This window comes from uncultured Brachyspira sp., assembly GCF_944390845.1.
Classification (GTDB): domain Bacteria; phylum Spirochaetota; class Brachyspiria; order Brachyspirales; family Brachyspiraceae; genus Brachyspira; species Brachyspira pulli.
Genome location: NZ_CALXRM010000083.1, coordinates 1 through 12,829, shown reverse-complemented (window position 1 = coordinate 12,829; position 12,829 = coordinate 1). Strand labels below are relative to the sequence as shown.

General features: G+C 27.3%; 11 protein-coding genes. All 11 read right to left on the bottom strand.

Going from position 1 to position 12,829, the window contains the following annotated elements; all coding sequences use genetic code 11:
- Positions 1-312: 312 nt before the first annotated feature.
- Positions 313-798, bottom strand: a complete 486-nt coding sequence (locus Q0K52_RS13025; RefSeq protein WP_297300109.1) for a peptidylprolyl isomerase — start codon at positions 796-798, stop codon at positions 313-315.
- A 29-nt stretch (positions 799-827) separates the two neighbouring features.
- Positions 828-1,397 (bottom strand): peptidylprolyl isomerase, encoded by a 570-nt coding sequence (locus tag Q0K52_RS13020; protein ID WP_297300107.1) that lies wholly within the window; start codon positions 1,395-1,397, stop codon positions 828-830.
- Positions 1,398-1,462: 65 nt separating this feature from the next.
- On the bottom strand, positions 1,463-3,013 hold the full coding sequence (locus Q0K52_RS13015) for a LysM peptidoglycan-binding domain-containing protein (protein ID WP_297300104.1): 1,551 nt from the start codon (positions 3,011-3,013) through the stop codon (positions 1,463-1,465).
- 58 nt (positions 3,014-3,071) lie between these two features.
- Positions 3,072-3,662 carry a hypothetical protein gene (locus Q0K52_RS13010; protein ID WP_297300102.1) on the bottom strand — a complete coding sequence of 197 codons (591 nt, stop codon included), beginning with the start codon at positions 3,660-3,662 and terminating at the stop codon, positions 3,072-3,074.
- 166 nt (positions 3,663-3,828) lie between these two features.
- Positions 3,829-4,320, bottom strand: a complete 492-nt coding sequence (locus Q0K52_RS13005) for an META domain-containing protein (protein ID WP_297300100.1) — start codon at positions 4,318-4,320, stop codon at positions 3,829-3,831.
- A 168-nt stretch (positions 4,321-4,488) separates the two neighbouring features.
- A complete protein-coding gene (locus tag Q0K52_RS13000) occupies positions 4,489-4,923 on the bottom strand; it encodes an ankyrin repeat domain-containing protein (protein ID WP_297300098.1) in 435 nt (144 codons plus the stop codon).
- Between the two features lie 238 nt (positions 4,924-5,161).
- Positions 5,162-6,265, bottom strand: a complete 1,104-nt coding sequence (rsgA, locus tag Q0K52_RS12995; protein ID WP_297300096.1) for a ribosome small subunit-dependent GTPase A — start codon at positions 6,263-6,265, stop codon at positions 5,162-5,164.
- Positions 6,266-7,251: 986 nt separating this feature from the next.
- Positions 7,252-8,436, bottom strand: coding sequence for a selenium cofactor biosynthesis protein YqeC (yqeC, locus tag Q0K52_RS12990; protein WP_297300094.1), 1,185 nt, complete (start codon positions 8,434-8,436; stop codon positions 7,252-7,254).
- Between the two features lie 3 nt (positions 8,437-8,439).
- A complete protein-coding gene (locus Q0K52_RS12985; protein ID WP_297300092.1) occupies positions 8,440-10,188 on the bottom strand; it encodes a TrkH family potassium uptake protein in 1,749 nt (582 codons plus the stop codon).
- Positions 10,189-10,261: 73 nt separating this feature from the next.
- Positions 10,262-11,386, bottom strand: a complete 1,125-nt coding sequence (gene hydE, locus Q0K52_RS12980; protein ID WP_297300089.1) for a [FeFe] hydrogenase H-cluster radical SAM maturase HydE — start codon at positions 11,384-11,386, stop codon at positions 10,262-10,264.
- A gap of 93 nt (positions 11,387-11,479) precedes the next feature.
- Positions 11,480-12,367: an Rpn family recombination-promoting nuclease/putative transposase gene (locus Q0K52_RS12975; RefSeq protein WP_297300086.1), complete on the bottom strand. Its 888-nt coding sequence runs from the start codon at positions 12,365-12,367 to the stop codon at positions 11,480-11,482.
- Positions 12,368-12,829: the final 462 nt, after the last annotated feature.

Below are 12,829 nucleotides of genomic sequence, written 5' to 3'. Positions count from 1 at the left end.
ATTATCAATAGTATTAGCAGAGAACTTTCATCTGTTTGAAAATTGACAAAATATAGTTGTTTAGGTATATACTGAAACAAATATATTTTAAGAATTATTATTTTTATACATTAGTAAGAAACTGTATCAGATATAAACTATTGTTGTTTAGTTTTTATTATATAAATTGAAATATTATATCAATAACAAGTAAATCAGAACATTATTAATTTATAAATAATATAATGGTAATCCAAAAAACTATTTACAAAAAAAGACGAAGCCTAATTTTTTAAGCTCCGTCTTTATTATTATAATCTGTAAAAAAATCAATTATACTTCTTTTACATATACTTTATTCATTGTTGAATTTTCCATAGGGTTGTCATTATGGTCTCTTTTTAAAGAAACTATTTTATCAGCAACATCCATACCATTAACAACTTTTCCCCAAACTGTATATTGTCCATCTAAATGAGGTGCATCAGCTACACAAATAAAGAATTGTGAACCTGCACTGTCTGGGTGCTGGCTTCTAGCCATTGAACATATTCCTCTAGCATGATGAACATCATTAAATTCTGCTGGAATATTAAATCCTGGACCGCCTGTTCCATGTAAATGTCTTTTTGTAGCATCTTTACTAACAGGGTCTCCGCCTTGTATCATAAATCTAGGTATTACTCTATGAAATCTAATTCCATCGTAAAAACCTTCATTAGCAAGTTTTTTTATAGCTTCAACATGTTTTGGTGCTTTATCTGGATAGAATTCTATTTCAATAGTACCATAATCTGTTTCAATAAATAAATGTTCCATTATAATTTTCCTTTAATAAATATTAATTATTATTTTACATAAACTTTATTCATTCTAGCTGGCTCTATAGGGTTATCATTAGCATCTCTTCTTAAAGAAACGATTTTATCAACAACATCCATTCCGCTAACAACCTCGCCCCAAACTGTATACTGACCATCTAAAAATGTACTGTCAGCTACACAAATAAAGAATTGTGAACCTGCACTGTTTATACTCTGACTTCTAGCCATTGAACATATTCCTCTTCTATGAGAAACATCGTTAAACTCTGCTGGTATAACAAAATTAGGACCGCCTGTTCCATGTAAATGTCTTTTTGTAGGGTCTTTACTTAAAGGATCACCGCCTTGAATCATAAAGCCTGGTATAACTCTATGGAAAAGTGTTCCATTATAAAAACCTTGATTAGCTAACTTCTTAATAGCTTCAACATGTTTTGGTGCTTTATCTGGGAAAAATGCTATTTCTATAGTACCAAAATCTGTTTCAATAAACAAATGTTCTTTTGAAGCTTTAGGCTTCTGTGCTATTAATACAGTTGCAAATGCTGTAATACAAATTAATGAAAAAATAATAATTTTTAACTTTTTTACCAAAATATGTACCTCTTAATTTATTTTCTACTATAAACCAATTATAGATAGATTTGTAAATGTTGATTTTACTTTTGATTAGCAGCATTTTCATTAGCTTCTACTTGATCAGTATTATCCTCATCCATTTGTTCATCTATAACTGAATTTTCTGTTTCTTCAGTTTGTTCTTCTACAGCTTCTTCATCTTCTATAACTATATTTCCTTCTTTAACAGTAGTTGCATCATCTGGTATTACTTTTTTATCTTCATCTGCAGCAGTTTCTTCTGTTGTCATTTCTTCTTCTGCTGTTGTTTCATCTGCAGCCATTTCTTCTTCTGCCGCATCTTTTGCTGTATCTTCTATAGGTGTAGCAGGTACTGCTTCTTGCTGTGCATTAGTATTAGTAGTCTGCATTTGGTTAGTGTCCATTTGATTAGTTTGAAGCTGATTAGTCTGCATCTGCTGATTTGTTGTATAAGATTTTATACTGTTATAAGTTTGATTAGGATCATAAGTTCCTTCTCTAAGCTCACCTTTCAAACTAGGTATAGTTAATATTTGACCTGCTCTTATTATAGAAGGATCTTTAATTTTATCTTTATTAGCTTCATATATTTTCTTCCATAAGTTACCATTACCATATATGAAGTCATAAGAAGCTATACGCCATAAAGAGTCTGTATTAGTTTTTCTTGACTGAACTTTATAATATTTAGGGAAAGAACCTTCTGGTATTATAACTGGTTCTTCTTCTTTATCTCCGCTTGAAGATTCCATTAAATTTACTAAGCTAAGAACATTTTTAGAATGCATTAAAGAATCTGAATAATTTTTTGCTACTAATGTTTCACCTGCTGAAGACAATGATTTTGCAGCATCTCCATACATATTAGGTTTGCTTTCATTATAGCCATCTTGTTTAGCTTTATCCATAGCTTTTTGTGCTTTTTCATAAGCTAAAGGTGCTTCTAATGCATCAAGTTTGCTCATAGCTTCTTTTGATTTTGTAAGTGAATTAGTATAATCTCCATTTCTTAATAAATCTTTTGATTCGTCTCTTAAATTAGTTATAGCAGTATCATTATTATCACCATTAGTTAATACAGATTCTGATATTAAATATTCTCTTCTTGAATCTATAGAAAGTACATTGTATCCTAATTCTGATTTGTCTGCTGATTTATTATATTCCAACATAGTATTTGTATAATCTGTAGAGTTAGTAGCAGCATCAAACATATTATTTGCTGAATTCATATCATTAACCGATTCATTATACAAATTCATAGTTAATTCATTAGTGTCGCCTCCAACACCTTTAAATAAACTTAAATACTTTTCAGCATTTCTTTGGCTGTTTAGTACATATTCATATACACCATATCTAGCTATGATTTTATCTGAATATTCTTTACTTAATTTTGAATATTCTATACTTTGATTATAATCACCAACATCATGTGCTTCTATTGCCATTTCTCTATATCTTTGTGCTAGTTTATAATCATCACTCTCTGAAATGCTTGTTGGTAAATCCTTAGGCAATTCAGGAGGTAAAATAAAATTATTAGTATCTTGTCCGTATAATAAACTTGATACAAATAAAGTAATAAATAAAAATAATCCTTTTTTCATTTTATAAACTCCAATTATTTTATAAAATATTAAATTAAATAAATAACTATACTATTATTTATTTTTTAGAAGGTGTTTTCTCTAATTCATCAACTTGTTTAATTTTTGCTTCTGCTTCTTTTATACCTCTTGCACTTTCATCATATCTTTTTTTAGTTGTAAAATATGCTTTATGATGGTATTTTTTTACATTTAAGAAACAATTAACTGCTTCCTCATAATTATTTGTACTTAAAGCAGATAATGCATTTATATAATTAAGTTCTGCAAATTCGTAATTGTCTTTATCTACTCTATATGCTTTAATTTCTTTTGAATATACTCTTTCTGTAGAAGTTTCTTCCTTTAATACTTGTGCATATTGAGGCAAACCATCATTTAATACAGTTTGATAAGCATTTGATGCTGTAGTAAGAAGTTCTTTTACTTTTGCTGGTTCTTTATTTTCATCTATTAATATAACTGCTTCAGAATAGTTTGCTTCAGCTATGTCAAATTGTTCTTTGGAATAGTTTTGCAAATCATATCTGATAGTTTTATCTCTCAAAACAGATGCATCTTTATATTCTTTTAAAGGCATACTTTCTGAACAAGACATAATAATAAATAAAGTTAATAATAATGTAAAAATGTACTTTTTCATTTGCATAATACTCCAATCAATTTTCTATAAACAATAAGATACTTTTATATTATACTACTAACTATAAAAGTCAATAGTTACTTAAAAATTTAATAATAATTGTTAAATAAAAAAGCAAGATAATTTATAATAAACTATCTTGCCTAAAACAAAACTAATAATTATTTAATGATTAATTAGCATTTTCAGTAGCAACTTCTACATTTCCTTTGAAAGTATATACTAAGTTAGTACCTGTAGTAGTTGTTATAGTTAATACATCACCATTTAAAGAGATAGTATCAGCTGCACCTAATAATTGTAAATATTCATTCTCAACAGCCATATCTTCTTCTGGTCCAGCCATTTTAGTAGAACCTAAAGCTTTAAATGCAATTTTATTGCCATTTAAAGTAAATTCTGTGAAATAGCTATTAACTGCTGATTTTCCGCCTATCATATTAGTAGCAGGGAAAGATATAGTAACTTCTTTACCTTCATACATATTAGTGATAGCGAATTCTTTACCTACTAAATCATCAACTGTAACAGCTGCTGATGTCATAGCTGCATCATTTTTATCTGTTGCCTGTGCATTTTCAGATGCTGCACCTGAATTTCCGCCACATGATACTGCGAATACTGTTCCAATAACAACTAGAACTAATGATAACATTTTTTTCATAATTTTATTTCCCCAAAATTAAATTTTAAAAAAGATTATATTATAATTAAATTTTATTATCAATGTTATATACAGTAATCTTGAAAAAAAATTTTACTTTTTTGATAAAAATATATGCTATTTATAGAAAATAAAGCTGATTATTAAAAATAATATAATAATTAAATATTATTTTGCTCCAGCTTTTTTAAGTATTTCTACTATTTTAGTATATTTTTTCTCGGATGCATAAGTTAATGCTGTCTTACCATATTTATCTTTTATGTTAACATCAGCACCAGCATCAACCAATATTTTTACTATTTCTGCATGACCTTTTGAAGCTGCCCTACTCAATGCGGTTCTTTTTCTTACATTAACTGCATTAAGATTAACTTTTTTATCAACTAAAACCTTAACTACTTCTGTCAATCCTTCTTCTGATGCCTCTATTAATGGAGTTTCACCCATTCTATCTTTTGAATTAATATCGACCCCATCATTAATCAGTTCTATAGCTTTTTTCACATCTTTTTTCTCTAATGAATCCATCAAGGCATTTGAACTTTGCTTTCCAAATAATATAACCGAAAACATAAAAATAATAATTAAAATATTTCTCATAAATATATTTCTCCTCATAAAAAATAGTATAATAAAAAAATATACAATTGTCATCTTTTATAAAGAAAATATATATTATGTTAATTGTATTTATAAAAATATTAAAAAATTATATTATTTAAATTATGCCTATAGAACAAATATATAAAATAATCATCAATAAAAAAATAAAAACAGTACTTTTAGTAATATGTTTTATTATAGCTTGAAATTATTTTTTATTATTGCTAGTGATAAACTATTTCTTATTCTTAACATTCATTTTCTTATAATTATTTCTATGTTTCGTGATTTTCTTTAAAGCCATCTTTCTGTCTTTTTTTATCTCTATAGAAGATTTTTGTAATTCTCTATTCTCATTGAGTAATGTTATATAAGCATCATATCTTTCATAAGGTATTTCATCATTTTCAAGAAGTTCCAATATATAACAATCCGGTTCATGCTGATGAGTACAGTCTTTAAACTTACATTTCTTTGCAAACTCTTCCAAATCCTCAAATGTTTTCTTTATGCCTTTATCATCTTCCCATAAACCTAAATTTCTTAATCCGGGAGTATCTATCACTACACCTCCGCTGTCTAAAACTAAAAGTTCTCTATGCGTAGTTGTATGCATTCCTTTGAAATCGTACTCTCTTACCTCTTGAGTTTTCATTTTTTCATCTTTCAAAAGGTAATTTATAATAGTAGATTTTCCTGCTCCTGAAGCTCCGATAAATACTGATGAAGTATCTTTTTTAATATATTTTAAAAATGTATCTGCATTCTTTCCTGTTTTTGAACTGTAGGCAAATGCTGTTTCATTAGGATAAGTTTCTTTTATAGATGCTAATAATTCTTTGTATTCTGCATCTTCATATAAATCGATTTTACTTATTGCAATTATTGGTTTTATACCTGAAGTATGAACTACAGATAAATATCTTGCTATAGCTGACATTGGCATTTCATTATCGATTCCTACTATAATAAAAGCGTAATCAATATTGCTTACTATAGCCTGAATATCATTTTTTTTAATATTAGCTTTTCTATATAAAATATTTTTTCTAGTGAGAATCGTATCAATAAAAGCATTATTATCAGATTTTTTCATCAATACCCAATCGCCTACAACTGGAAGCTCGCTCTGTATTTCAGAATTATATCTAATCTTTCCCTTTATTCTAGCTAAAAATTCGCCTTCATCAGAAAACAAAGTATAATATCTTTTATTGATTCTTATAACTCTTGCCGGTACAAGTTCTTCATTATTAATTTCTTCTAAACTATTAACTTTCAAAGCTGATAAAGCTAATTTCTCAAAATATTCATCAAAGCCAATATCTTTTATTTTCAATATTCATCTCTCCAAATTAAAAATATTACTATAGTATAATACTAAAATAAATAACATTTGTCAATTTAATTTATTTTATATATTTATATATTAAACCCAAATAGTATATACCTAAACAATTATATTTTGTCAAAAATAATTTTTTTAAATTTTAAATATCTGCAGGGCTTTGCCCCGCACCCCACTTCTTTTGGTGCCCCAAAGAAGCAAAAGGGCTATATTTTAGCTTAAATTAATAGTTTATATTACATGTAAAACAATTTTAGTATGATTTAGTACTAATTTTATACCTTGCACTTTTTGCAACTTTGACGAAGTCCGCAGAGCGTATGCGGCGGGAAAAAGTTGAATAAAAAAATGACAAACTTAAAAATTTTCAGTATATACTAGAAATTTTTAACTTTGTCAACTGGATGCACTTTATATAGAATTATCTACTTTTTTGCCGCACAAAAAAGTAGCAAAAAACGCAATCTCTATAACTTTATATAAAAAACCTGCCTATTAAATATATGGTATAACCTATAAAAATGCAGTTGTTCGCGAAGCGTATCCGAGCCTGTCGAGGATATAAGGTTCTTTTATACCAATACCGAAAGGTACCTACTCGGTAAAAGAACTTGGGTATGGGGGAAAGCCCCAGATATAAAAAAGAAAATATAATTTTATTTTTATTATTTGCGGGGACTAGCCCACCGCTATGCGTACTTCGTCCCCCCCACTTCTTTTGCGACCGAAAGAAGTACTGTAAGTATTGCCTCAAAGAAGCAGCTTCGGCAAAAGGGCTATATTTTAGCTTAAATTAATAGTTTATATTACATGTAAAACAATTTTAGTATGATTTAGTACTAATTCTATCCTCGCACTTTCGCGAAGCGTATCCGAGCTTGTCGAGGATATAAGCAACTTTGACGAAGTCCGCAGAGCGTATGCGGCGGGAAAAAGTTGAATAAAAAAATGACAAACTTAAAAATTTTCAGTATAAACTATTCTAAATCTTCTTTAGTATCTATATCTTTTAATTTATTTTCATCTATAGTATAGAAAAAAGCATCATCAATATTTTTCTTTATAATCTTTAATGCCCCATTATCATTTTCTAAATTTAAAATATCATTAATATACTTAGATGAAAAAATCGCTGGATTTGAAGGTCTGTCATTAGTAAACATTGCTCCTATATTTTTATGGCTATATAAAAATAATTTAATCATATTAAAAATGTCATAGCTTTCCAAAAAAGGCATATCGCATACAAAAAAGGCAAATAGATCGGAATTATTTTTTAAAGCCTCATTAATACCAAATTTTATAGATGCACTTATACCTTCATTATGCTTTGAATTGTATACTGCATTATAATCTTTATTTTCAAATGATTTATTTATTATATCATCATATATACTTACAGCTATAACAGAAGTTTCTATATGTTTTAATTTTTCATCTTCTTTAAATAATTTTTTCACATTAGATATTTTATTTATTGTATTTTCAAATAAAGTTTTATTTCCTAATTGATTAAATTTGTGAATTAGTTTATTTCCATTAAAACGCTTACTGCTTCCCGATGCTAATATAATAAATGCAATTTTTTTGTAATCGATATTATTATTCTTTGTAAAATCATTTAAATATAATTGAATGTTATTACATTTATATTTAAGTTTATCAATATAATATTTATCAGCAATATAATTAATAACATTCAAATTTACTATTTGTTCTGGATCTATTTCATTACATAAATTATACCTAAAACAAACCTCTTTAAATTTCCTTCCCAAACTATGAAGCCCCATTATAACAACTATTTCATCTATTTTTCCATATAAAAATTCTGGTATAACTGGTTCATTTTCATTAGGTATTTTTATAGCATGATATTTTGCCCCATCAGCTTCAATAAAAATAATATCAGCATAATGCATAGCTTTCTTTAATATATCATCTCCGGCATACATTAATTTTTTATCATCAAATTCTTTTCCAAGTATTATTATATTATCATTATCGAATGAATGGGAATCAATATCTTCTATATATTTTTTAGGTTTAAATATTTTGGTAGTTGTTGTAATTAATACTTTTTTATTTTTGTATGACTCTGCCATATTTTTTATATATGAGGTTTTTCCTCCGGCACCGCATACTAAAATAATTTTAGACATAAATTAACCAATAGTAACATCACTTGTAGGTAAATCTATAATTCCGTATTTACCTTTATTAATAGAACCTATACTCATAAATAAAGTAAGATATCCTACACGTCCTATAAACATAAGCAATATAAGTATTAATTTACTCCATATTGTAAGTACTGGAGTTATTCCTAAAGTAAGACCAACTGTACTTATTGCCGATATAGATTCAAATAATATAGGCATCATACTATGAGATTTTTCTATATAAAACATAAGAAATGCTGCTAATACAGAAATAGCTATTGCAAGAGTAACTATGGCAACAGATTTATTAACTGTATCATCTTTAATTTTTCTGCCATTAACAACGATATAAGGTCTGTTAAAAATAGCAGTTATTACCGAGAACACAAATACGAATAATGTAGTAGTTTTCACTCCGCCTCCTGTACTGTTTGGAGATGCCCCTACAAACATCAAGAATATAACAACACCTATAGTAACATTACTAAGAGCATTATAACTAAAAGTTTCAAATCCAGCCGTTCTAGGGCTTACACTTTGAAATAATGAAACTAATATCTTTTCTTTTAAAGTCAAATCTTTTAAAGCATTGGAATATTCATTGAAAAATATAAAAGCAGCTCCTGCCACTATAAGAAGTACACTTGTAAATATAACTATTCTAGCTTGAACATCAAATACATATCTTTGACCTTTAATTTTATTAATAAAAGCTCTTGATACAGTTAACATAACAGGATAACCTATACCTCCTAATGTTATAAGAAGCATAATTGTAACATTTACTGTTATATTTCCGGAATATCTATGCAAACTATCTGTATATAAAGAAAATCCCGCATTACAAAAAGCACTCACAGAATGGAACAAAGAAGAAAAAACTCTTGATGGAAAACTAACATTTTTATCTATAGCTGTAAATAAAATAACTGCACCTAATAATTCTATTAAAAATGTAGATAAGAAAATGACTTTAACAGTTGATTGTATAATATCTTTATTTTGAGTATTAAACATCTCCAAAGTTCTAACTCTATCTTGAACACTACCCTTACTTGTAGCAAATAGAAGCACTATTGCCGATATGGACATTATACCAAGTCCGCCTATTTGTATAAGCATTATTAATACAACCTGTCCGAATAATGTAAATTCTTTCGATATATCTATAACACTGAGACCAGTAACACATACAGCACTTGTAGCAGTAAATAATGCATCTACAAAATGTAATTTTCCGCTTACTGTACTTAAAGGCAAATATAATAATAAACTTCCCAATGTTATAACAAAAATAAAAGAGGCTATAATCATTTGATATAATGTTAATCTAGAATATGAAAGTCTGAGCCAGTTTAATACTATTACCAAAAAGAAAAGAACTGAACCTGCTATAGTCCATATAATTCTATTAGCATATACATCATAATATTTTTTACTAAAAAAATTAAGCAGCAATACACCTATAATTTGTATAGCAGAAACAACAATGTATAATTTTCTTGGAGCTATTCTTATTTGATCTATAAGTATCAATATAAAACATATTGTAATAACATTTATTATTTCACTATAATGTGTTATATAAAAATTATCTATATTTACTTGTCTTACCTGCATAAGAAGAACAAATATTGCAAATATAGAACCTGCTATCGCTATTAAATTTGATATTCTTTTAAAAAATTCATCTATAGATTGAACTATATTTTTATTAGCTTTTGTATATTTATTGTTAAATAAATCTTTCATAAATAATCTTTACTCTATAATAAATAATATTTATATATTTTAATATATATTAGATTATATGTAAATATATAATTTAGCTTTTATATCTATTTAAATCATAATCCCCTCGTTCACCTGTAAGTATATATCCTATATTATTAATGTTTTTTCTTAGACTTTCAACTCCTTCAGCAGATTCGCTTCCTGTAGCAATTTTATCATTATAAAGCAAATATTTTTTTCTTACATTCATAGGAGATAAATTAGGCATAACAACATTTGCACCATAAAGTATACCCATTTCCCGTCCGCCTTCTTTAATAGTACCAAGAGCAGTAGTAGCTGGTATCAATGCTAAAGGAAAAACTAAACGAAGAATACTTATCAATATTAGAGTAAGTTCCAATTCTCCTTTTTTTTCATTAGCAAAAGGTGTATCTTTATGAGGTAAAAAAGGTCCTATCCCTATCATTTCGGGGTTAATTTCCTGCATAAAAACAAAATCATCGGCAATATTTTCCAAAGTTTGATAAGGGCTTCCAACCATTATTCCTGTACCTGTCTGATATCCTAGTTTTTTTAAATTCCTTAAGCATTCTTTCCTATTTTCTAAACTCATATTGTTAGGGTGAAGTTTTGAATAATGAATATTATCAGCTGTTTCATGTCTTAATAAAAATCTGTCAGCTCCTTTTTCTTTTAATATTCTGTAATATTCTTCATCTTTCTCGCCTATTGATAATGTTAAAGCACAATCCGGATATTTTGTTTTAATTGCCTCAACTATATCAGACATTATTTCTAAATTATAATAAGGGTCTTCCCCTCCCTGAAGTACAAAAGTTCTGAATCCTATTTCATAGCCAAGTTTGCAGCATGATAAAATATCCTCTTTATTAAGTCTGTATCTTTCTGCATTTTTATTGCTTTTTCTTATTCCACAGTATATACAATCATTCTTACAATAATTAGTAAACTCTATAAGACCACGCATAAAAACATATTTACCGAATATTTTATCAGCTTTTTCTCTTGCTTTAATTCGTAAATATTCTTTTAATTTTTTTACTTCTTCTTTTTCTTCGTCATTTAAATTTTTTATATTGATATTATTATCATATTCAAAAGATAATAAAAGAGTCAAAGCATCTTCTTTTGAAATTTTTTCTTCTATTTCTATTTTGTTAATAATTTCTTTTGCTTTATTTATATTAATCAAGTTTATATTCCCTTTATAATTTAGAATAGTTTTTAATAAATGGAAAGTAACAAATTATAAAATATATTGCTATATAGTTTGAAAAGTTTTACATCATAATTTTTCTATTTCTTCTATACTAAGTCCTGTAATATCACTTATCAATGCTATATCTATATTTCTATTTTTCATATTTTTTACAGTCAATATTTGATTTTCTTTTATACCTTTTTCTATACCTTGTTCTATGCCCTTCTCTATACCTTGTTTAAAACCTTCTTCAATACCTAATCTTCTTTCTTCTTCAAGCATTATTTGGTTACCATATAGATACGCTTCTCTTTTATCATATTCATTCATCATTAAGCTGTTTTTAATAAAATTATTATATTTTCTTTGCACTTCTTCCATTATAGGTTTTTCTTTAACTAATTCTGACATTATAATCTCCTTATTATTTTTCATAGTAAAGAATTTAAGCCAACAGTTTAAATCTGATTTTAATATATTATATTTAAATTTTTTAAGTTCAATTATATGAATTTGTAAATGATCCGTTAATAATTTTTTATTGTTCATTTCATAAATCATATAGCAGGAATGAATATTGTCAGCATCATCTAAATTAAAGTTAAGTAAATTTATGCTAATTACAGGAGTAAGAGCATCATATTTTTCTCCATGCTTTAGAAGTTTACTATAATTAGAAGCCCAATAATACAATATTCTTTCTGGAAATCTTGAATTACCTTGCAATTGTATTTCTATAATAACAACTGCACCGCTATGAGTAATGCACTTTACATCAACTATTGTTTCCTTATCCTCGTTATTTTCTTTATAATTAAATGGAGTCAAAATCTCAACACTTCTAAAAGTTTTTATACCAGAATCAAGCATAGTAGAATTAATAAAATCAAGCAGTATTAAATTACTATCTGAAGATGAGAATAAGTATCTAACAAAATAATCATTCAAAACATTAATATCTTTATGGCTCATAATATTATTATACCTAAACAACTATACTTTGTCAAAAGTAAAGTTATATTTTTGTTTTGATATCTGGGGCTTTACCCACTGCGAAGCACACAGAGTGCAGATCTGCGTGCTTACGCAACACCCTACTTCTTTTGCGACTGAAAGGAGTGCCTGCGACCGAAGGAAGTCCTTTAGGGTGGTATTGCCACAAAGAAGCTATATCCTCGACAGGCTCGGATACGCTTCGCGAAAGGCTACATTTGGGCTTTAATTTAATAAATTATATTACATGTAAGACAATTTTAGTATTATTTAGTACTAATTCTATACTTGCACTTTTTGCAACTTTGACGAAGTCCGCAGAGCATATGCGGCGGAAAAAAGAACAACAAAAAAATTGACAAACTTAAAAATTTTCAGTATATACCTAAACAACTATATTTTGTCAATTTTCAAACAGATGAAAGTTCTCTGCTAATACTA

Bases quoted from the DNA above. Each gene is read 5' to 3' on its own strand.
- Q0K52_RS13025 (WP_297300109.1), bottom strand. From the start codon at position 798: ATGGAACATTTATTTATTGAAACAGATTATGGTACTATTGAAATAGAA.
- Q0K52_RS13015 (WP_297300104.1), bottom strand. From the start codon at position 3,013: ATGAAAAAAGGATTATTTTTATTTATTACTTTATTTGTATCAAGTTTA.
- Q0K52_RS13010 (WP_297300102.1), bottom strand. From the start codon at position 3,662: ATGCAAATGAAAAAGTACATTTTTACATTATTATTAACTTTATTTATT.
- Q0K52_RS13005 (WP_297300100.1), bottom strand. From the start codon at position 4,320: ATGAAAAAAATGTTATCATTAGTTCTAGTTGTTATTGGAACAGTATTC.
- Q0K52_RS13000 (WP_297300098.1), bottom strand. From the start codon at position 4,923: ATGAGAAATATTTTAATTATTATTTTTATGTTTTCGGTTATATTATTT.
- yqeC (WP_297300094.1), bottom strand. From the start codon at position 8,436: ATGTCTAAAATTATTTTAGTATGCGGTGCCGGAGGAAAAACCTCATAT.
- Q0K52_RS12985 (WP_297300092.1), bottom strand. From the start codon at position 10,188: ATGAAAGATTTATTTAACAATAAATATACAAAAGCTAATAAAAATATA.
- Q0K52_RS12975 (WP_297300086.1), bottom strand. From the start codon at position 12,367: ATGAGCCATAAAGATATTAATGTTTTGAATGATTATTTTGTTAGATAC.